At 44.8% G+C, this 19,999-nt stretch carries 21 protein-coding genes and 1 pseudogene; 17 read left to right on the top strand and 5 right to left on the bottom strand.

Annotated elements, in window-relative coordinates; translation table 11 throughout:
* Positions 1–4: 4 nt before the first annotated feature.
* From MHB49_RS21685 to MHB49_RS21655, 7 genes are all read left to right on the top strand, one after another.
* Positions 5–1,021: an iron-hydroxamate ABC transporter substrate-binding protein gene (locus tag MHB49_RS21685; RefSeq protein ID WP_405152971.1), complete on the top strand. Its 1,017-nt coding sequence runs from the start codon at positions 5–7 to the stop codon at positions 1,019–1,021.
* A gap of 256 nt (positions 1,022–1,277) precedes the next feature.
* Positions 1,278–2,318 carry an SPFH domain-containing protein gene (locus MHB49_RS21680; protein ID WP_405152970.1) on the top strand — a complete coding sequence of 347 codons (1,041 nt, stop codon included), beginning with the start codon at positions 1,278–1,280 and terminating at the stop codon, positions 2,316–2,318.
* On the top strand, positions 2,315–3,418 hold the full coding sequence (locus MHB49_RS21675; protein ID WP_405152969.1) for a sugar kinase: 1,104 nt from the start codon (positions 2,315–2,317) through the stop codon (positions 3,416–3,418). Before MHB49_RS21680 ends, MHB49_RS21675 begins: the two co-directional genes overlap by 4 nt.
* Before the next feature lie 82 nt (positions 3,419–3,500).
* Positions 3,501–4,211, top strand: a complete 711-nt coding sequence (locus MHB49_RS21670) for a response regulator transcription factor (RefSeq protein ID WP_405152968.1) — start codon at positions 3,501–3,503, stop codon at positions 4,209–4,211.
* The gene (locus MHB49_RS21665) at positions 4,211–5,203 is read left to right on the top strand and encodes a sensor histidine kinase (RefSeq protein WP_405152967.1); all 993 of its coding nucleotides are present in this window, start codon (positions 4,211–4,213) and stop codon (positions 5,201–5,203) included. The genes MHB49_RS21670 and MHB49_RS21665 overlap by 1 nt, the downstream gene beginning before the upstream one ends.
* Positions 5,204–5,394: 191 nt before the next feature.
* On the top strand, positions 5,395–6,165 hold the full coding sequence (locus MHB49_RS21660; RefSeq protein WP_405152966.1) for an ABC transporter ATP-binding protein: 771 nt from the start codon (positions 5,395–5,397) through the stop codon (positions 6,163–6,165).
* Positions 6,140–8,089 (top strand): FtsX-like permease family protein, encoded by a 1,950-nt coding sequence (locus MHB49_RS21655; RefSeq protein ID WP_405152965.1) that lies wholly within the window; start codon positions 6,140–6,142, stop codon positions 8,087–8,089. Before MHB49_RS21660 ends, MHB49_RS21655 begins: the two co-directional genes overlap by 26 nt.
* Here MHB49_RS21655 and MHB49_RS21650 read toward each other — a convergent pair.
* Positions 8,032–8,211, bottom strand: a complete 180-nt coding sequence (locus MHB49_RS21650) for a hypothetical protein (RefSeq protein ID WP_405152964.1) — start codon at positions 8,209–8,211, stop codon at positions 8,032–8,034. The two genes, MHB49_RS21655 and MHB49_RS21650, sit on opposite strands and share 58 nt — an antisense overlap.
* A gap of 108 nt (positions 8,212–8,319) precedes the next feature.
* Positions 8,320–9,021 carry a Crp/Fnr family transcriptional regulator gene (locus MHB49_RS21645; protein ID WP_405152963.1) on the bottom strand — a complete coding sequence of 234 codons (702 nt, stop codon included), beginning with the start codon at positions 9,019–9,021 and terminating at the stop codon, positions 8,320–8,322.
* A gap of 310 nt (positions 9,022–9,331) precedes the next feature.
* On the opposite strand from MHB49_RS21645, the pseudogene MHB49_RS21640 reads away from it, so the two are divergent.
* From MHB49_RS21640 to MHB49_RS21610, 7 genes and pseudogenes are all read left to right on the top strand, one after another.
* Positions 9,332–9,430: pseudogene (locus MHB49_RS21640) on the top strand (ZIP family metal transporter); the annotation flags it as partial.
* Between the two features lie 332 nt (positions 9,431–9,762).
* The gene (locus tag MHB49_RS21635; RefSeq protein WP_405152962.1) at positions 9,763–10,371 is read left to right on the top strand and encodes a hypothetical protein; all 609 of its coding nucleotides are present in this window, start codon (positions 9,763–9,765) and stop codon (positions 10,369–10,371) included.
* A 33-nt stretch (positions 10,372–10,404) separates the two neighbouring features.
* Positions 10,405–11,055: a hypothetical protein gene (locus MHB49_RS21630; protein WP_405152961.1), complete on the top strand. Its 651-nt coding sequence runs from the start codon at positions 10,405–10,407 to the stop codon at positions 11,053–11,055.
* Positions 11,052–11,612, top strand: a complete 561-nt coding sequence (locus tag MHB49_RS21625) for a hypothetical protein (RefSeq protein WP_405152960.1) — start codon at positions 11,052–11,054, stop codon at positions 11,610–11,612. The genes MHB49_RS21630 and MHB49_RS21625 overlap by 4 nt, the downstream gene beginning before the upstream one ends.
* 99 nt (positions 11,613–11,711) lie before the next feature.
* Complete coding sequence (locus MHB49_RS21620) at positions 11,712–12,464, top strand: SMI1/KNR4 family protein (protein WP_405152959.1); 753 nt, start codon at positions 11,712–11,714, stop codon at positions 12,462–12,464.
* Between the two features lie 2 nt (positions 12,465–12,466).
* Positions 12,467–13,768, top strand: coding sequence for a hypothetical protein (locus tag MHB49_RS21615; protein WP_405152958.1), 1,302 nt, complete (start codon positions 12,467–12,469; stop codon positions 13,766–13,768).
* A gap of 37 nt (positions 13,769–13,805) precedes the next feature.
* Positions 13,806–14,519 carry an SMI1/KNR4 family protein gene (locus tag MHB49_RS21610; protein WP_405152957.1) on the top strand — a complete coding sequence of 238 codons (714 nt, stop codon included), beginning with the start codon at positions 13,806–13,808 and terminating at the stop codon, positions 14,517–14,519.
* 98 nt (positions 14,520–14,617) lie between these two features.
* On the opposite strand, the gene MHB49_RS21605 is transcribed toward MHB49_RS21610, so the two are convergent.
* Positions 14,618–14,914: a hypothetical protein gene (locus MHB49_RS21605; RefSeq protein ID WP_405152956.1), complete on the bottom strand. Its 297-nt coding sequence runs from the start codon at positions 14,912–14,914 to the stop codon at positions 14,618–14,620.
* A gap of 311 nt (positions 14,915–15,225) precedes the next feature.
* Between MHB49_RS21605 and MHB49_RS21600 the strand changes: the two genes are divergently transcribed.
* The gene (locus MHB49_RS21600; RefSeq protein WP_405152955.1) at positions 15,226–15,921 is read left to right on the top strand and encodes a cupin domain-containing protein; all 696 of its coding nucleotides are present in this window, start codon (positions 15,226–15,228) and stop codon (positions 15,919–15,921) included.
* Between the two features lie 133 nt (positions 15,922–16,054).
* Here MHB49_RS21600 and MHB49_RS21595 read toward each other — a convergent pair whose 3' ends face one another.
* Entirely contained in the window at positions 16,055–17,101 is a 1,047-nt protein-coding gene (locus MHB49_RS21595) for a Rieske 2Fe-2S domain-containing protein (protein ID WP_405152954.1), read from the bottom strand.
* A gap of 360 nt (positions 17,102–17,461) precedes the next feature.
* Here MHB49_RS21595 and MHB49_RS21590 point away from each other — a divergent pair, with 360 nt between their 5' ends.
* Positions 17,462–17,911 (top strand): carboxymuconolactone decarboxylase family protein, encoded by a 450-nt coding sequence (locus MHB49_RS21590; protein ID WP_405152953.1) that lies wholly within the window; start codon positions 17,462–17,464, stop codon positions 17,909–17,911.
* A gap of 39 nt (positions 17,912–17,950) precedes the next feature.
* Positions 17,951–18,871, top strand: a complete 921-nt coding sequence (locus MHB49_RS21585; protein ID WP_405152952.1) for a sigma-70 family RNA polymerase sigma factor — start codon at positions 17,951–17,953, stop codon at positions 18,869–18,871.
* A 119-nt stretch (positions 18,872–18,990) separates the two neighbouring features.
* Here the strand turns inward: MHB49_RS21585 and MHB49_RS21580 are convergent, their stop codons facing one another.
* Positions 18,991–19,947 (bottom strand): hypothetical protein, encoded by a 957-nt coding sequence (locus MHB49_RS21580; protein ID WP_405152951.1) that lies wholly within the window; start codon positions 19,945–19,947, stop codon positions 18,991–18,993.
* Positions 19,948–19,999: the final 52 nt, after the last annotated feature.

Below are 19,999 nucleotides of genomic sequence, written 5' to 3'. Positions count from 1 at the left end.
GTTTATGTTTAAATCCAAATCAATTCTTTCCATTTGCACATTATTCATTGTGTTTACGCTAGTTCTTGCGGGCTGCGGAAATGCAGGAAAGACAACGGATGAAACGGGGAGCGGCTCAGGACAGACAACTGAGAATCAGGAATCCACTGGAAGCGATACAGCTCAGAATGAATCAGCGGATAGTGAAACACGCGAGTATGAGACGGATAAAGGAACAATTACCATTCCTGCGCATCCGAAACGCATCGTGACTGATTACTACGGGGGCGAAATTCTGTCTGTAGGTGGTAATCTGATTGGTGTGGAGCCCAGTGCTTTTGATAATCCGTTTATTAAGGACAAGCTAAAAGACACTACAGACGTGGGCTATCCCGTTAACGTGGAGAAGACGCTGGAATTACAGCCTGACTTAATCGTTGTGATGTATGATGATAACTACGAGGAACTTTCCAAAATTGCACCAACTGTGCATATCCCATATGGTACAGCGACAGATATCTACAAGACCGTGGAGCTGTTTGGTGATTTGATTGGTCAACCGGAGCAGGCGAAGTCGTTCATTGCCGATTATGAGCAAAAGGCGGCAGAGGGACGCGAGAAGCTGAAAGGCATCGTGGACGAAAATACGACCGTAGGATTATACGAGTTGACGGACAAAGGAGACCTGTGGATCTTTGGCGACAACGCAGGCCGGGGCGGACAAGTTGTATACAACGCTTTGAAGCTGAAAATGCCGAGCAAGGTGAGCAAAGACAATCAGACCGTGCAGCTATCACTAGAAGTACTGCCTGAATATGCAACAGATTATATGTTCATGACGGTGTACGATCCTGAGAAAAAAGGTGAAGCACTGAAGGAATTCAAACAGTCCAAAGTGTGGAACGGTCTGGATGCGGTGAAGAATCACCGATTCTTCGAGAATGATTTTGACACATTCTATCGATATGATCCAATCGCCATCACAGCCCAAATTGATTTGTTTGTTGATCTGATCTTAAAGAGCGCTGAGCAAAATAAATAAATGCTTAACGTTGATTAACAACGAGATGAATCCTAATGTTAGGCTAGCGCCTCGCATAACCTAACCCATAATGAGTTGTCATTACTGACTATAATTATAGAAAATCGACCTATCTCAAGGCTTTTGCCTAAGGTAGGTCTTTTTTTTGATGTCAAAAGCAAAAAAAAGTTGTTAATGTCATATTGACAATATCGAATTCGTTTGTTATCATTTCGATAATATCATAATGACATTATTAAGAAATGGGGAATGAACGATGTTTGGATTCCGATTCGTGAAGTTTCAACCCAGTGAGTACGTAATGAAAGTGAAGAATGGGCAGGTACAGCGTCAAGGTGTAGGTTTATCCTTTTATTATTATGAGCCGACGACTTCGGTGGTGGTGCTGCCTGTATCTTCCGTGGATGTTCCCTTTATGTTCGAAGAAATCACAGCCGATTATCAAACGGTTACCGTTCAGGGTCAACTGAGCTATCGTATCGTTGATTATATGAAAATCACCCAAAGCTTGAACTACACGTACAATTTGCGCAAAAACAGATATATCTCCGACGATCCTGGCAAGTTGGATCAACGTGTAATTACGACCGCCAAGGTGCTGACCAAAAAACATCTGGAGCAAATGCCGCTGAAGGAAGCCATTCAATCGAGTGAACGGCTGGCCAGCAGCATGAAACGGGAAGTGGTGCAAAGTGAGGAACTGGAGAAATTGGGCGTAGAACTGATGAGTTTGTCCATTCTGGCTATTTTGCCCAATAAAGAGACGATGCGTGCACTGGAAGCACAAGCGCGGGAAGAGATTTTGCGTCAAGCCGACGAAGCACTGTATGTACGTCGCAATGCATCCATTGAACAGGAGCGAAAAGTGAAGGAGAATGAGCTAAACACGGAAATTGCCGTGGAGACAAAGAAACAGCAGATTCGAGAAACGCAATTACATGCGGAGCGATCAGTGAAACAGAAACAAAATGAGATGGAGCAGGAACAGCTGCAATTCAATACGGCGATGGAGGAACGGAAACAGCAGCTTATTGAATTGACGATTGCCAATCAGAATGCAGAGGCTGATGCCAAAGCTTATGAAATTGCAGCCGTGATGAACTCGTTACAAAAGGTGGAACCTAGTGTGCTACAGGCGATGGCTAACATGGGTATGAATTCGGATAAACTGATTGCCCTTGCATTCCAGGAGCTGGCTGAGAATGCCGGGAAAATTGGACAGCTTAACATTTCGCCTGATCTGCTGCAAGGATTGATAAATCCACCGACAAGAGAGCAGGGAGGTCGTGCACGATGAGACTTGGGAAGGCAAGTCAGACTCTAGCTGCACACACTGCGGGAAGTGAACCCATGACTGAATACAAACTGATACTGGTCAAACGCAGAACAAGGCTGGAAGAATTGGTAGTTCGTTATAATACGGTCCAACAAGCCCAGTTCTATATTGAACGTTTGGGGGCGGACTTCAGTGATTACCTGGAGGAGGACAGACGTTATCATCATGCCGTGCAGCAGGCCCAGCAGCAGCTCAGCCAACTGGGCCGGGTTCAGACGATTGATCGGGAACATGTGCCCAACTTTATTTTTGGAGCAGAGGACATTGTAGTCGTCGTCGGACAGGACGGTCTGGTTGCCAATACGCTCAAGTATGTAACCGAGCAGCCGCTTATTGGCGTAAATCCTGATCCAATGCGTTGGGATGGGGTGCTGCTGCCATTTACGGTGGAGGATTTGAGCTTAATAATACCTGATGTGATTCGTAAACGCCGTTCCCTGAAAGAAGTGACTTTGGCCAAAGTGGAGCTAAATGATGGGCAGTATCTCTATGGCGTCAACGATCTGTTCATTGGCCGAAAGACGCATGTATCTGCTCGTTATGAAGTTCGGATGGGTTCATCGGTAGAACAACAATCCTCCAGCGGGGTGATTGTATCCACGGGAATGGGATCGACGGGCTGGTTCAAAAGTGTGCTGGCAGGTGCTGCTGGAGTCGTGGGCTCGGAAGCGTGGCAGCACATCCAATCGGGTGAAGTGTTCATCCCCGATAGAGACAGCAGAAGCTCCCATTTAAACTCGAACCCTAGAGGGAAAGGTTATTCAGAAGCACCTATCGCTGCCACAGCATCTGCACAGGGAAGTACGAGCGACATGAATCACTTTGGCTGGGATGCGCCTTATCTGTATTTTACAGTTCGTGAACCTTTCCCCAGCAGGACGACTGCAGCCAATCTGGTGTTTGGACAGATTCATCCGAAACAGCCTTTGCAGATTGTTTCCCAGATGCCGGAGGACGGCGTTATTTTCAGTGACGGGGTAGAACAGGACTTTCTCGAATTTAATTCTGGTGTGGAAGCAACCATTGGCTTGGCAGAGAAACGTGGTCGACTGGTGATCTAGCTCTTTATTTCCACCCCTTTTTTGACTAGAATGGTAAACTAGATGTTAGAAGCCATGTTTAGGAACGGAAAGAGGGTTGACAATGCAATCAATATTGCTGGTTGAAGATGATGCAAAGCTCGCCGGACTGCTGGCGGCATATCTGATCCGAAACGGTTTTCAAGTGCAGATTGTGACAGATTTCCGTCATGTACTGGATGAGTTTGTGCAGCTCGGTCCGGATTTGGTATTAATGGATGTGAATCTGCCTCAGTTTGATGGCTACTACTGGTGCAGACAGATCCGTTCGCATTCCATCTGCCCTATTTTATTTATTTCGGCTCGTGACAGTGGCATGGACCAGGTTATGGCGCTGGAACATGGGGCGGATGATTATATTACGAAGCCTTTCCAGTATGAGGTCGTTCTTGCTAAAGTTCGTAGTCACCTGCGTAGGGCATATGGGGTGTATGCAGCTGTACAACCAGAAATGAAAGTGAAAAATGGCTCTATGTTACTGTACCCTGAAAGATATGTACTCGAGTTCGATGGTCGTTCCGTGGAACTGACACAGAAGGAATCCGTGTTGGTCGAAGCGCTGATGGCCAAGGCAGGTCGGGTCGTTGGGCGGGAACGTTTGCTCGAACTGATGTGGGAAGATCAGCATTTTATTGATGATAATACGCTGAATGTGTACATTACACGTGTTCGCCGTAAGCTGAAGGATCTTGGGGCTGAAGAAATTTTGGAAACCGTTCGTGGAGCGGGTTATCGGTTGCTTGCTCTGGAGCCGACTGTCCAAGAGGAGCGATAATGAAACTGTTCTTAAGAGATCAGCGACCCCTCATTGGATTTTATCTTCTGCAAATGCTGCTTGTCCCATGTGTATATTGGCTGTCAGGTGAGGAACGCCCCATGAGAATTGTTCTTTATGGCATGTTGCTAAGTACAGTGGTATTAATCGTGTATCTTACCGTTCGTTATTTCCAGCTTCATCCATATTACCGTGTGCTGCAGCAGCCACAAAGGCTGGTACAGGAGCCGTTTCAATCGCTTGGCAATGCTCCTCTGGCTGATTCATTACAGGAATTGATGCACGAATTGGAGCGTAAGCGTCAGAATGAGATTGGTCAATTGCGCAGTCATAATGAGCAGCAGGGTGTGTTCATGAATCGTTGGGTTCATCAGATGAAGACCCCCCTGTCCATTATTCAGTTGACCCTGGAAGATGTGGATGATGATAAAACAGCAGGCAGCATACAGGATGAACTGGATAAAATGCGCAAAGGGTTGGAAATGGTACTTCATTCTTCACGTCTGGAACAATTCGAAGGGGATTTTCGGGTAGAGCTTCTGTCTCTACTCGAGGTGGTTCGAAGCAGCGTAGCTGAGAATCGACGTTTGTTTATTCGTAGAGGAATTACGCCTGATATCCACATGGACAGCGACCTTCGAGTCTACAGTGACTCCAAATGGCTGCGGTTCATGTTTACCCAGATTTTGACCAATGCCGTCAATTACTCGGATAGCAAAGCAGGTAAAAAAGTTACGATTACTGCCTATATGAAGGAAGAACGAATCGTATTAGATATTCAGGATCAGGGTATCGGCATATCTGCTGAAGATATTCAACGTGTGTTTAATCCTTACTTCACCGGAGAACGGGGAAGACAGTATCATGAATCTACGGGCATGGGATTGTATCTGGTTCGTGAGATCAGTGCGCGTTTGGGTAACCAGATAGAATTGTTCTCCAAACCGGATGAAGGAACATTGGTCCGACTCAGCTGGATGAATCGAAATTAGAGGCGCTTTGCTCATGGGCAAGGTGCTTTTTTTATGAATGTAGGTGATTCCTGATTTCCTCATAGAAGGGAGAACATAACCTTAAACGCTGTGTAAGGAAAGTTTAAGGTAAATCGATAGCAGGGTTGTAGGAGGTCGTTTAGGATAAGGATATGAAAACAAAGCATAGTTTAGTTGGAGGGGAAACACCTATGGAAATGCTGCAAGTTTCGGCACTAAACAAAGTGTATCAGGGCAAAGTGCAGACTCAGGCCCTTAGTGATATTCATCTGACCATCAAGCAGGGGGAATTTGTAGGGATTATGGGACCATCGGGAAGTGGAAAAACGACGTTGCTCAATATGGTCTCGACCATTGATGAACCAAGTTCAGGCAAGGTGCTGATTAATGGCATGAATCCGTTTGATATGAAAAAGAAAGAACTTGCCATGTTTCGACGCCGGGAACTCGGGTTTGTATTTCAGGATTTTAATCTGCTCGATACCTTGACCGTTGCTGAAAATATAGTTCTTCCGTTGACACTGGACAAGGTAAAGTACAAAGAGATGGAGAGCAGACTCGGTCGGATTACCACTCAGCTTGGAATTGATCACATTCTGGATAAACGCGTCTATGAAATCTCGGGCGGACAGCGGCAGCGTACAGCCATTGCCAGAGCCATGATAAATATGCCATCGATTGTACTTGCCGATGAACCGACTGGTGCATTGGACTCCACCTCATCTCAAGCGGTAATGGAATCGCTTGAACAGATCAACCAGCAAGAGAAAACAACCATTATGCTGGTCACACATGATCCGCTTGCCGCAAGTTATTGCCATCGGATTGTGTTTATCAAGGATGGCAAGCTCGCAGCCGAAGTGCATCGTGGAGATAACCGCCAGACGTTCTTTCAACGGATTATTGATACATTATCCTTCTGGGGAGGGAATTCGCATGAGCTTTCCTCAGTTCGCCTTTAACAACATTCGCCGAAACGGGCGAGCGTACATCGCCTTTTTCCTAAGTAGTGCATTCATGGTCATGATATTCTTCGCGTATGCGATGTTTATCTATCATCCGTTTGTTGAGAAATTGCCGATTGGCAAGACTACAGCAGCGGGAATGCAGGTTGCCTCCGTCATCGTATATGTTTTCGCGATCTTCTTCGTTATGTATTCCATTAGTGCATTTCTGAAATCACGGAACAAGGAATTCGGGATTCTAACCCTTTTGGGCGCGGAGCCGGGACAGATTCGAAGACTGGTCATTCTGGAAAATATGTTTATTGGATTTCTTTCCATTATAGCCGGGATAGGCGGGGGCATGTTGTTGTCCAAGCTGTTCCTGATGTTAACCACCCGATTTATCGGTATGGACGATCTGCCTTTTTATTTTCCTTTGAAGGCCATGTTGATTACGGTAATTGCTTTTTTCGTACTGTTCTTTTGCATTTCCCTGTTTACATTGGTTTTTATCGGAAATAAGCGAGCATTGGAGCTGCTAACGGGTTCGAGCAAACCCAAAAAAGAGCCAAAAGCATCATGGATATTCTCTATTCTCGGGCTTGCGTTTCTGGCTGCGGGATTCATTGCACTTTACGGCAGTTTGTCGAGTGAGAGTATTCTGATCGCTGCTGTGACAGGCATTGCAGGTACGTATTTTTTCTACTCGCAGCTTTCTGTGCTGGCCATTCGTCTGTTAAAACGTAACCGCAAACGGGTGTGGCATGGTACACGCTTGCTATGGATTTCCGAGATGAGTTACAAAATAAAAGATAACTCACGCATGCTGTTTATGGTGACAGTGGTTATTGCGATTGCTTCCATGAGTGCAGTGGTCATTTTGTCGCTGGATCAACAGAATCGACAAGTGTTTAAGGACAATCCTTTTCCGATTCGTTATAACGTGTACAGTGCATCGGAAGAGCCCAACATGGCACCCGTCAATGAGGTTCTTGATGCTGCGGGTCTTCAATATCAGAATGCTTATCTGGAATATTTTTGGGCTAGTACGGAGGATAGCGGCATCAGTGTGATGTCTCTAAGTGATTTCAACCAGTTTAACGTAATCCAAAACAAACCTACTTATACGCTCGCATCCCATACCGGCATATTCGTTGATTCACGCAATGTAGAGAAGCCGCTTCGTCAGGAAAGATTTCGTGCTTATGCCAAGGGGGATCAGTTAACACTGGCTATGAATTCAGGGCTTGTTACACTCGATATTAAATATATTGAAAAAGAACCGGAATTCAACGGGCTTCTTTATACATCAGCCCTGGTTATTGTAAGTGATGAAGAGTTTAAGGCTCTTGCCGGACAATTGGACAAAGATGCTATTTCCGGTAAATATCTTTATCATATCCCTTCATGGGGGGAGTCGGTGCCGGATCGGCAATCATCCGAAGTGATGGTAAGCGATCGGCTGGAGGGCATGGATGAGATCATTAGAAACAACTCGAACGATAAAGACTTTTCCGGCTTTTTCACGACGCGATATGCTGACTTCGAAGAATTCAGACAGACAACGGCACTATTTACCTTTTTGGGGATATTCATTGGACTGATCTTCTCAATCTCTTCAGCCAGTTTTCTGTACTTCAGACTGCACACGGATTTGGAGGCAGATGGGAAAATGGTGCATTCCTTGTCTAAAATGGGGCTCAGTTTTCAGGAGATGAAACGATCATCCACAATTCAGATTGCGGTTCTCTTTTTCTTCCCAATCCTGATCTCTATTGTTGAAACGCTCGTTGTTGTGAAACCGTTTTTGACTGAATTCGGTATTACGAATTATACTGTTCCGGTATTAACCGTATTTGGTGCATTTCTGCTTGCACAGACCTTCTATTTCTTCGTCATTCGTTCAAGATATATATCTTCACTACGCAAAATGATGGTGTAATCAGTTTCGTAACGCCAATGGGAGTACCCCTTCAGTTTGAGAATACCAAGCAGGGGTGCAGGCTTAAATGGAGTATGGAGTACAAACACATCCTCGGGTCGTAACCCTTTCACCGTATCCATAATTAACTGGAAATGGCTCCAGCTTTTTATGTTTCAAGTGCGGTGGATACTCCTCAAAAGAGACCTTAACAACGATGAACTGGTGTTAAGGTCTCTTAAATATGCAGACTATATATCTCTTTGTTCTTTCAATGCTTGCAAATCATGAATGATAATCCGATTGCGATCCACCTCAAGCAGACGTTCCTTTGTTAGCTGGTTTAGTAGTCGATTGGCCGTTTCCCGGGTTGTTCCAATGGAATTGGCGAATTCCTGATGTGTCATGGGCAGGTTGATAATGATCTGGTTACCATTGACTTGCCCGTGCTGCTCTGCCAGCATCAACAGGAAGGAAAGTACACGGTTACGGACGTCCTGACCGGAGAGTACTTGTAATTTATCCTGTAATTCACGTATTTTATCACCGAGTACACGCATGATTTTGATCGCAATGGATGGTTTGTTCAGCATTAGGCGTTCAAATAGTCGCACAGGGATGGCAAGCAGTTCAGTTGGTGTGATTGCTTCGGCCGTTGCTGGATACGGGTGGGAGTTGAAGAATCCGGTATGCGGAAACATGTCTCCCATTTTCAGAAAAGAAACAATCTGTTCATGTCCATTCTCATCGGTTTTATATGCTTTGACAATGCCGGTACGGATGAAAAAAACAGCCTCTTTTTCACTGCCTTCGGTAAAAATGACTGATTTTTTGTGAATCGTTCTGGAAATGGCGATATCTTCGACCTGTTTTAATTCCTCGGGACTTAGGTCCTGGAAGATGGGGAATTGCTGTAGAAACTCAGCAGCTGTATCTTTGTTTTCCCTGCTCATTACGATTCTTCCTCTCTGTGAAATGATAACGGTGTAATGGCCAGTAGTCCGATATTCTGCATCACTCCATCATATCGTAATTTCGAAGGGAGGCAAGTGACATGGGTCACAGGATTTACTTTTGTCACTTGGAATATTCAGCGACGATGAGAGATAAGCTGCACTCGCTCGATTTGGCTTGCTATTTTTTGGAGTGATTGTTCGGGTTAAAGGAGGGATAGATCACAAATGAATAATAGAGGGGTCGGCCCGAATGTGGACTGCACTTATGTGGGGCGGCTGGGGAAGGTGAAATCATTGCCCATGATCTGCCTCAACCATGATGCCTGAAGCCTTTGAAGCAGGCGGACCTGTTATGGGATTCATTGCATCCATGGGCTTGCTCGTGTCACTGTTGCTCGATCTGTAACAACGCTGGATGAGAATATACGCCAAAAGAGTATCCGCTCAGATCATCATCTGATGCATGGATACTCTTTGGTATGCTACGGACTTGCCCACATCGGAACCGAGGCCCCACAGCCGCAGGATTCTTTAAGTTGTTCAAGTTGTCACAAATCTTTTTTTTGGTGCATACCATGAACTTTCGAATAGGTTTCTTGTGATAAACAATAGAGTTTCATATAATTTTAGATAGAACAAATGGAAAATGTTGATTGTTTCGATTCGCCCAAACGTGGTGTGGGTAATGAAATGCGGCATTAGAGAGCAAGAAATTTCAGTGGAAAAGGGGGACTCGAAATGAAACGTTTCGAAGATGAAGGGGCATATAAATACAGCTTCTATGATGTTCTTCGGCGGGGAGAGCAGGTTGATGTTAAATGTAAAAGTTGTGGCGGACACGCATTTATTGTAAAGGAAGATGATCATCTGGCATGGAAATGTTCGCAATGTTACGCTCATGGAATTCATGAAACGGAATACAAGTACAGTGCCAAGAGCAATTGCGTCAGATGTGAGCGCTGGTTCAATGTTGAAGTGAAGGATGAGAAAAAGACGCCTCATAAATCATCACATATTGAATGTCCGCACTGCGGGACTGTTAATCATGTCGAATTACATAAAATGCCAGCGTACCGAGGGTGTTATCCCGAAATTCGGAATGGGCGAGATCCTGTGTTTGATATGGAATTGTATTTTCTCGACTATGTTAGAGGAAAAGTGATATGGGCTGTTAATCGTGAGCATCTAAACTATTTGATTGCGTATATTTCAGCTGATTTGCGCGTAAAGCCTGGAAATGTACTATTAAAGACGGCTTCGCACACTATTCCTGCGTATATCAAGAACGCCAAGAACAGGGAGCTGGTTGTTCACACATTGACCAAACTTCAACACAAGTCAGGATAAACTGGCAGATCGAGAGTTATTAAGGAGGAAATCATGAATTTTCGTTTAAAAATGACTATATTTGCAGTGATTATAGGCACGCTGCTCATTCCGGCGTTTTTTATTTTACAGACGTATGGTGTATTTCAAAAAGAGAAGGTAATCTCTGACTATGCTCTTGCCATAGATGTAAATGGAAAATCCTATGAAGCGTGGCCGCTCATCAACAGTTTCGCTGCCATGGATAAGAAGGAAGACAATCGCCAGTTATATTATCGGGTCGATATGAATCATATCCAATACCTTTTTCACATCGCTTATCAGGAGTACGATATTCAAAGCAGTGAAGACAATCCCTATCTGGCAGGTAAGGTAAACTATCATTCCACGGAGAACGAATATGTGAAATCCGAAAAGCAATATACCAATGCCAAAGATTTTACAACGGTATTGAATTTTTATAATAAAGATCAAGAGGTGATCTATAGTTATAAAAATACTGGAAAAGGGGATGGACAACTGGTCCAATCCATTATTCATCAGGGGATGAGTCGTTCTAGCAATGGAGGCAGTGAAGCTGCTCGTGATCCTTATATCAACGTTACGGCATTGTTCCATGATAAGTTGAAAATTGATGTGAAGCTGAACGTTGATGAAGAACATAAAGTCGTTACGATTCGAATGAATAAATCGGAGGCGAGATGATGAATTTGTTTGGTGTACATAGAGGACCTTCCTATTTGGAAGGTATGGTTGAGAAGATTTCGAATGTTCAGACCCATGAAGTGGAATGGAAAGGCAAGCTGCAAACGAGGGATGGTCATGACAAGTTCCATATTTTTTATTATGGTGACTTAACCGATGATGATCTGATAACCTGGCATGATTCGACACCACTTATCGTATATGCGGAGCATACCGTAACAGGTGAACGTTACTTACTCATTGATTCTGCCAAACACGGGTATGATGCCATGCTGTGTGAGACATATCCGGAGGAAGACTTGAATAACAGGCAACTACGGCCCTATTTGGACGTTGAAGGAGAAGACATTTTTGAGGTACAGCTATCAGCTTTTTACAACGTGCCGTGGGATGATGAGTTCGGAGAAGATGTGGGTGAAGATGGAACCTACGAATTAATTACCGGAGAGCACATGGATTTTGAGCAGGTGAAACGTGACGGCTATGATGCATTTGCTATTAGCGTTGTAAACCGCAAGGGAGTAACAACCGAAATTGTGCAGGAAGAACTGGCTTAAATGAAGTAGGATAACCGAACCGACACTGCCGGATATGGAGTGTATGTTTATCTTGAACGGAATGAGTTTGAACAAAATGATCGTAGGGAGATGTCGTGAATGTATATTGTAACTCGTGCGTTGAAGCCTGTACCGGCTAAGGAACTGAATCATTTTGAAGAACAGCATTCCATCTCCTTACCTACATCATATCGCCAATGGCTGGAGCAATACGGTGAAGGGACGTACACTGGCTGGATGAATGTGCAGCGACCGGATCAAGAGGTACTGAAACCTTTTGCTGAATATGATTTTTGGATGCATACGGAGGATACACCGGTTACTCAGAATCAGCTTCAGGAATGCATCAGTATCGGTAGTTCGGTAGACGGTGATTTTCTGGCGATTCATCCAGATGTGAAGGGGCTTCTATGGCTTCCGCGTCATGATGAGCATATTGTGCTGTGGTCGTGCCATGAAGCTGACTTTGGAGAGACACTGGACCGGATCTATTGCGGGTATTACCATCAGGATAAACCACTGACCCCTGCATACTTTGAACCATGGAATGAACTGCGGAACCATACGTTTTACCACTTGGTTAACGTCGAGCGTGAAGATTTCATGAAAGAACTGGCCGATTTGTGTAAGACAAGATTCAAGTGGGATGCAGTGATGGAAAATGAGTACACATGTAAGCTTTTTATGGTTTCTATGGGTGGTTATTTGCGTTTTAATTATGCGAACGGCAGGGAAATTGCTCTTTTCTATGAAGAGATGCACGGGACGGAAGGTACAAGGGAACACGATCTGGATCAATTTTTGCTGGAACATCACTGTACAGTTATTAATAGAGGTGGAGTGGAGGAATAACTTTGAGTTGGTTGAAGGAGAAAATTGCAGAAACGTGGCGGATTGAAGGCAAACGATATGCTAAGGATGTCAATGCATTTGTACGAAGAAGCATGACAGGAGAGCGAGTGGACGAATCGGAGCTGGAGGCGGACGGCAGAACCTCGATTAGTACTGAAGTCTGGAATATGGTGAAGCAAGCCAATCTTCAAGGGGATTTGGAACGGCTTCGGCTTGAACTGCCTGCTGCAACATGGCCTATGAATGAACATTTTCAGTCTTCCATGCAAGCCGTCCGGGTGGTAGGTTATCTGAACGCGGAAGCAGTTGTATTCACAACCGGCACCTTCACAGAGAATGCCTGTGTGTATACCGCTGATCCAAGCGGGTTGGTGCCTTTATCTAAGTATACTTTTGCAGGTTGTTCGCCAGACGGTGTAGACTATGCGCTGGCCGGATCAGAAGGTATTCGCATCATCAGGCGACCAGATCGTCAACTGGAAGGACAAGAACTTGAGGTGTATCGCTGGGAAGATATCCAATCCAGCATTCAAAAGGTTTTGCCGCGCATCGAATCCCTTGCTGACTGTGAGCATCCGGAACGCACACTTGAAGGACTTATTCCATTTAATGACGGGAAATCTGTTCTTGTCTTCTCCAATTATGGAATCTACCTGGTAGAGCAGGATCATGTATCCCTACTTCACCCGGATCTTGCAGAGATCGAAGAATATGAGTTGGAAGATACACAGATTGATATGGGTCATGCAGCAGTCTCACGTGACGGTCGCTGGATTGCCTACGGCAGCCAGGTAAGTAACCATATGGTTTTGGATCGCGAACAGAATAAGACATACTCGCTTTATCCTGTATCCAGCTATCCTCATTATGCGGTATTCACCGCAGACAGCTTGAAGGTATGGTTTAATGCCTGTCACTTTTATAACGGTGCTACAATACAAGTTCAACTGGAAACGATTGATGGTAATGAGAGTAATGAAAATTGGCCTGTAATGGATGAGAATGCCCGTGTATACGCTGCAGTGGAATTGGATGCAGGCATGGTGATTGGTGACGCCTATGGATATTTATACTGTGTGAATGGTGATGGGCAGGAAGTGTGGAGACATTTTGTAGGCAGCACCATCTATTCCTTGGCGAGCTCTCCTGACCAGTCCAAGCTTGCAGTGGGTACGTTCGGTGGTATGCTGCATATTCTTGATATGCACTCTGATCAGATGGATGAGTATGGCATAGGCACAGGCACCCTCCGTGAAATTGAGCGCTACGTATTATGGCGTGGAGAAGAACCTTTACGTTGGTGAACACCAATGATTGAAGATCAAGACTGAAGATATTTTCATGGAACTCTTGCAAATCTTGGCTCCTGAACTGAAAAGACCTACGCTGAATCGTGAAGTTATGGTGCTGATCAAAGATGGTGGAGAAGAGGAGGGGTGCAGTATGTCACCTGAGACTAATGCAAAATGGAATGAATTATTTGATACGCTGAATGAGCTTCTGAACGAAAAAATCCAAGATGATGAAATAAGGCAGCTATACGAGGAATACCAGCATCGGGAGGGTGCCTCTGAGCAAAGTCTAAATGCAATTGAAACGGAGTATGACGTCCGGTTGCCGGAGGATTTTCGTGCCTTCTATAAGCGAAAGGATGGCAGTGGTTATGCATTTCATATCTTGTATCCGGGCGATGCGGAGGCAGAGGAATGTAATCCGTTTTATCTGATGTCATTGAAAGAAATTCGGGAAACCAAACAATACTTCTGTGAAGTAGATGAGAAATTGGACGAGTACTATTCTGACGAAGAGATCAGCAAATTGGACCCGAAGATTAAGCCTTATTTATTCCATAAAGCGTGGATTCCTTTTGCAACGATGGCGGGAGGCTCCATATATTTGATGCTGGATTTTGATCCGACTGAGAAAGGAACCTACGGGCAGGTGATTATGTATGTGCATGATCCGGACTTTGTCTATTATGTATCTGAGACGTTTACAGACTTGCTGGAAGTTTCCAACCGTAATCTGAAGATTATGGATGAGATTGAGTATTGAGCGGTTAGAATCTGTTCTACGGAAGGGCATCATTGGATGTTTTAAAAGAAAATTGAACAAATATAGGAGCTGCCGGTAGCAGCTCCTGTATTGCTATTTTACCATTGGAAGAAACGATGGCCGTGGAAACCTCCCCCAGGACCCCCAGGTCCTCCATGTGGTCCACCCGGATAGCCGCCTCCAGGGAATGGACCGTGCGGACCACCCGGGTAACCGCCATGCCACCCTGGACCACCGATAGCTCCGATAGGAAAGGGCAGCGGAAACGGTACGATGGGTGGATAGGGATATGGATAAGGGTATGGATATGGGTAGGGATAGGGTGGCGGTGGATAGTAAGGGTAAGGATAACCCGCAGTTGGCGGGATAGGAACTGAACCAGGTCCGTATGCCATGATGCATGCCTCCAGTGTTTGATTGATGATATTAGCCTATGCTGCGATGCAATGGAGTGACACAGAGGGGATTAGAACATGGTATGGGGGAAAGGGGGATATGATTTACTGTAAAATGGAAGATGAGAACATATATGGTATGCGGGTGAAAAAAAGAGCAATAACGAACAAACTCTGATCAGGCTTTCTGCATCAGGGTTCTTTTGGTTAAACGAGCCTTCGGCATAAATGGGCTCACGCATAGAAGCCCAGAGCATAAGCTGGCGTATAGGTTATCACCTAAACCGAGAGCGAAGGGCAGGCGTTTTATTTTGGCAACTTCCTATATGGACTATACCTTACCAACCACCCAATTTACATTTGACCTTAATCAGAATCCTTTCTTCAAAAAGGATGATCAAAACTATATTAACTTTCTATCCTTTAAGCAATTAAATACGTTGGGGAATAATTCCCTGCTGGATATTTTTCTGAGTACCGGCAATGTAGTTGAACCTCATATCCACCAGAATGCATCCGAACTGGTATATTGCATCAGCGGTTCAGCCGTTGTTTCCCTCATTAACCCGTTTACCAATGAGTTGTTAAACTTTACGATTACGCCGGGCCAGGTAGCCAATGTTCCACAAGGCTGGTGGCACTATGAAATGGCAACGGTAGATCAGACCCATCTGCTGGCTATCTTTGATGCCCCAGTTCCTGAAGCCATATTCGGCTCGGATATTTTACGCCTAACCCCTGCGAGTGTGCTTGCCCATACGTATTGTCTGGATGAGAACAAGGTCAAGGACACACTTGCTCCGATTCAAAAAACGGTTATCGTTGGACCGCCTGTGGACTGCGCAACTCAAGTATCTCCGGCTACAAACAACATGCCGCATCCGAATAGCCTGTCTAACGCCCAGCCGTATGTGAACCGTCATCCATATTGGGGAACATGGATAGACCCGCGTATTATTCACGAACCAGGCTGTCCGTATTACAGAACCACCAGTGAATATGAGTAATCAAGGATAAGGCACACAGATAGTCTTATTAAAAGTGGGGTTAATCCCAGTACATCGTCACGAAGAGAGTGTAGCAACTGTACCAAAAGAAGCGTTCATACGAACGCTTCTTTTTTATCCGTTTGTTTTCAATTTAGGATGTGTAATTTCGTCCCAAGCCCAGCTCCGTCAATAACTGACGGTATGCAATCGAGGTACGGTCTGCGGGAATGTGCGCTTCGGCATGCAGATCCAGCGGTAAATCCTCTGGCTTTTGTGACTCCACCATTTCCCGATCTTCCTCAAATACTTGCAAGTTAAACTTGATTGTATCTTCAATCGGGGCACTTTTGTCAAAATTACGGGTAATCGGACAGAACAACCGCGTAAAGCGTGCAGAGATGGGAGAGGCACAGTTTAAAATGTTCAGCTTGTCATTTTCCGGGAAGTGAACCGTAAGAGATGCGGCGAATGGGGGAAATACCCGAAATTCACGCAGCCACTGAAAACCTTCGGGTGCCACATTATCCTGACCTTTACTATAGTTGCTGACAGAACTCCAGTATTCGGCAAGCAGTTCATTGCCTTCTCGTTTTACTTTATATTGGGGAACTTCGGTGTTGTTCCGGTCCCCAAACGTCTCGGTATGCACGTAGGCAAAGTGAGATACATCCAGAAATCCTTCCATTTGACGTCCGGCCGAACCAGCGATATCAAAGTTCGGGGGAAGAATGTTGATATAGTCCGGATCATCCCATCCCGGGAATGCAGGAATCTGCTCATCGGTACCCGCGAGTGAAGTCCAGATCAGGCCATAACGTTCAACCGCAGGATATACGATAAGTTTCAGTTTGGGAGAGATTTTGGAGCTGGGGTGTGCAGGCACGGCGGTACATTTACCCTCACAGTTGTAACGGAAACCATGATATGGACAGACAATTTCCCCATTTTCTACCCAACCTTTACTGAGCGGGGCACCACGGTGAAAACAAAGATCCTTGGCAACTACGACTTTGTCGTTGCTGCGATACAGGACCAGGCGGACATCGAGCAATTGTGCGGCCAGTGGTTTATCTGTCACGTCGTTTGCCTGAGCAATCGGATACCAATATTGAGATAATATATGCCAGTCTTCAGCGGAGAACGTGCAGCCGCGAGGCAGTTCGGATGTAAATTGAGGATTGGAATTGGAAGTTATCATGGAAGTCACTCCTTGCTAGGATAATGAAATATTCATTTTTGAATGGCAGGAAAGTTTACTTTGTAGCCGTATGTTACTACTCTTTTGTTTTGTGTATCAATATGTATCACCATTATTTGTTCAAAATTACAAACAAAACATCAAACAGCTAACATAAATACGGAAATTTCTGTTTATATATTACATCTTACGTGAACTATATTCATACCTGGAATAACTGCATTCAGGTTACTCATCTTAACTTTATTGAGCTATAACCTGTTCCCGAATATGCCCAAGGAATTTTTTTATAGAAAAGTGTCACAGATATGAGTCCTGATTTGTCTTAAGGTTGTAGACCAAAATACGGAGGCGAATGAAATGAGTTTAAGAGTGAATTATAGAGCGGCTAATCCAGGTGCTTTCAAAGCAATGATGGCATTGGAGCAGCACGTTTCGGGTCAGTTTGAAGACAAACCGTTATATGAGCTGCTGAAAATCCGTGTATCACAAATCAATGGCTGTGCGTTTTGTCTCGATATGCATGCCAAAGATCTGATGAAGCTTGGCGATTATGCCGACCACATTGTGCTGCTGAGCGTGTGGCGCGAGGTTCCTTTGTTTACGGAAAAAGAACGTGTTATGCTTGAGCTGGCTGAAGCCGTAACGCTTATTTCGGAAGAAGGCGTACCGCTTGAATTGTATGAAAAAGTTAAAGAACATTTCAGTGATGCCGAAGTGGTGGATTTGATCATGGCGATCAACACCATTAATAGCTGGAACCGGATTGCCATTACAACAGGGATGTACCCTGGCTGCTTTAATAAGTAAACATTCAACCATTTGCCAGAGGAGGCCATTCTCATAAAAATGAATTCCCTAACTAATGAGCCAGAAGTGTCTTCTCTGGAGGTTGGTGAGTTGTATATCCATTACAAGGCTTATGCCTTTTCCATTGCTTACCGAATGTTAGGAAGTGTCGTAGAGGCTGAAGATATAGTGCAAGATTGTTTTGCAGAACTTCAAAGCAAGTCTCTTGATGATATCCGTAATGCCAAGTCCTACATTGCTAAATTAGTCGTAAACCGAAGTCTGAATCTGCTGAACTCTGCCCGCAATCAAAGGGAAAGTTATGTTGGGGAATGGCTTCCCGAACCGATGAGTGACGGTGAAATGGGTAACAACCCGGAAGCAACCGTGCAGCAGAAGGAGATGATTTCCTACGCTTATCTGGTTATGCTGGAACAGCTTTCTCCGATTGAGCGTGCCGTTTTTGTACTTCGTGAGGCTTTTCAGTATGAATATCCAGAAATAGCAGAGTGGCTGGGCAAATCAGAGAGCAACTGTCGTCAAATCTTTAGCCGGGCCAGACGAAAGCTTCCCGATAGACTTCCTCCGATGGAACTGAGCAGTGCAGATTATGCTGCAAAAGAGCAATTGCTGGCTCGGTTTACAACCGCTTTTCTAAATTATGACGTCTCCGAGATGCTGGAGCTGCTTGCCGAACAACCAGTATTTACTGCAGATGGTGGTGGACGTGTGCATACGGTCATGAGAACGATGAGAGTTCATAAAGGCGTACTCGCCTTGTTGACCTCTCGCCGGGTGCTTACCCGATTGCGAGAACGAGAGTGGGTGCCCACAATTATCAATGGAGAACCACACTTTGCGTTATTGGAGAACGGGCAGTTGACCGAAGTGCTGTGTCTGGAGCTGGACTCGCTAGGAGAGCGGATTGAGGGATTATATCTTGTTGTGAACCCGGATAAACTTACATCGGTATCGAGATAGTACATTTTTGGAATGGAATAAGAAGGCGCTTGTTTCATGCTAAAGCGGCACATCCCGTAAAAAAGGAGTGCCGCTTTTTTTGACTTTACTAACAAAGTCCACTTTAAATTGTGCGTTGTTTAATCGTTGGAAAATATATTTTCAACATATTCAATGATTTCTTTAATTTCCGGGGTAAGTTCGTCGTTACTCTGATCGAGAAGATGCAATATCTTCTCCACTGTATCCAGAAGGATACTCTTCGAGTTAGGCTCCCTGTTTGCCACTACCTTCTCATATGCTTTTTTCACTTCTGGATCGACCGTACGGATTTCTTCTTCTGTGTACCAGTCATAAGTGGGGGAGTTGTCGCTTCCATAAAACAGGTAACTTACGTACAGCGAACTATCGACTGCTGACGTACGATTGGAGTTTGGGAAGTTATTCAGGAAAGCTTCTTTCTCCAAAGTGCGACGGATGAGTTCATCCCAGGTAATCATAAAGGCAGCATCTGAAGTTGTGGGCTGGTTGGATTCCGCAGCCATAATATCAATGTAAGCAACAATGTCAGGTTTCACGTAGGGCTGGAACTTTTTGTACACCTCATAATTAATGATGGGATAGTATAGACCTTCACTGGTTTCCAGTTTGAATCCCAGATCGGCAGCTTCCTGCAAAAGTTTGCGAACTGCAGGGTCTTTGATCACTTTGAGCAGATAGCTATATGTAAGCTTTTGTTCATAACCTATGTTGGAATGGGCTTCCTCAAGAACTTTTTGAAACCGTTCCGTATACATTTTTTGATCCAGGTCAGCCAGTCTGATTTTTTGCAAATTTTCCAGTTGGAGAGTCATCAAGGTGGCCTGCCAAGGGCTGACTTCATCAATATGATTCAATAGATATTTGCGTGCCTGAATCAGGCTGGACGTGGACTTGGCTGCATTTTTCCAATAAATTTGAAATTGATGATATACCGCTTTGGAGGCAGAAACAGGTGCAGCCAACGTGATTTGGGGTGTAGTCAGTGTTGCACAGATAGTCGTAAAGCTTATTGTCATGGCTAGAAAACCGATCTTAACAGATGACTTCTTTCGCATTCAAATACCTCCCATGTTACACGATGAGTAGTTGTGACCACATTTTGATTAA

This window comes from Paenibacillus sp. FSL K6-0108 (genome assembly GCF_045040695.1).
Lineage (GTDB): Bacteria > Bacillota > Bacilli > Paenibacillales > Paenibacillaceae > Paenibacillus > Paenibacillus pabuli_B.
This window is presented reverse-complemented; position numbering and strand designations above follow the sequence as displayed.

Excerpts from the sequence above, each read along its gene's own strand:
- MHB49_RS21630 (WP_405152961.1), top strand. The coding sequence starts at position 10,405 with ATGAATTTTCGTTTAAAAATGACTATATTTGCAGTGATTATAGGCACG.
- MHB49_RS21660 (WP_405152966.1), top strand. The coding sequence starts at position 5,395 with ATGGAAATGCTGCAAGTTTCGGCACTAAACAAAGTGTATCAGGGCAAA.
- MHB49_RS21620 (WP_405152959.1), top strand. The coding sequence starts at position 11,712 with ATGTATATTGTAACTCGTGCGTTGAAGCCTGTACCGGCTAAGGAACTG.
- MHB49_RS21685 (WP_405152971.1), top strand. The coding sequence starts at position 5 with ATGTTTAAATCCAAATCAATTCTTTCCATTTGCACATTATTCATTGTG.
- MHB49_RS21675 (WP_405152969.1), top strand. The coding sequence starts at position 2,315 with ATGAGACTTGGGAAGGCAAGTCAGACTCTAGCTGCACACACTGCGGGA.
- MHB49_RS21590 (WP_405152953.1), top strand. The coding sequence starts at position 17,462 with ATGAGTTTAAGAGTGAATTATAGAGCGGCTAATCCAGGTGCTTTCAAA.
- MHB49_RS21595 (WP_405152954.1), bottom strand. The coding sequence starts at position 17,101 with ATGATAACTTCCAATTCCAATCCTCAATTTACATCCGAACTGCCTCGC.
- MHB49_RS21655 (WP_405152965.1), top strand. The coding sequence starts at position 6,140 with ATGAGCTTTCCTCAGTTCGCCTTTAACAACATTCGCCGAAACGGGCGA.
- MHB49_RS21605 (WP_405152956.1), bottom strand. The coding sequence starts at position 14,914 with ATGGCATACGGACCTGGTTCAGTTCCTATCCCGCCAACTGCGGGTTAT.
- MHB49_RS21635 (WP_405152962.1), top strand. The coding sequence starts at position 9,763 with ATGAAACGTTTCGAAGATGAAGGGGCATATAAATACAGCTTCTATGAT.
- MHB49_RS21580 (WP_405152951.1), bottom strand. The coding sequence starts at position 19,947 with ATGCGAAAGAAGTCATCTGTTAAGATCGGTTTTCTAGCCATGACAATA.
- MHB49_RS21645 (WP_405152963.1), bottom strand. The coding sequence starts at position 9,021 with ATGAGCAGGGAAAACAAAGATACAGCTGCTGAGTTTCTACAGCAATTC.
- MHB49_RS21650 (WP_405152964.1), bottom strand. The coding sequence starts at position 8,211 with ATGGATACGGTGAAAGGGTTACGACCCGAGGATGTGTTTGTACTCCAT.
- MHB49_RS21610 (WP_405152957.1), top strand. The coding sequence starts at position 13,806 with ATGGAACTCTTGCAAATCTTGGCTCCTGAACTGAAAAGACCTACGCTG.
- MHB49_RS21665 (WP_405152967.1), top strand. The coding sequence starts at position 4,211 with ATGAAACTGTTCTTAAGAGATCAGCGACCCCTCATTGGATTTTATCTT.
- MHB49_RS21670 (WP_405152968.1), top strand. The coding sequence starts at position 3,501 with ATGCAATCAATATTGCTGGTTGAAGATGATGCAAAGCTCGCCGGACTG.
- MHB49_RS21625 (WP_405152960.1), top strand. The coding sequence starts at position 11,052 with ATGATGAATTTGTTTGGTGTACATAGAGGACCTTCCTATTTGGAAGGT.
- MHB49_RS21585 (WP_405152952.1), top strand. The coding sequence starts at position 17,951 with ATGAATTCCCTAACTAATGAGCCAGAAGTGTCTTCTCTGGAGGTTGGT.
- MHB49_RS21680 (WP_405152970.1), top strand. The coding sequence starts at position 1,278 with ATGTTTGGATTCCGATTCGTGAAGTTTCAACCCAGTGAGTACGTAATG.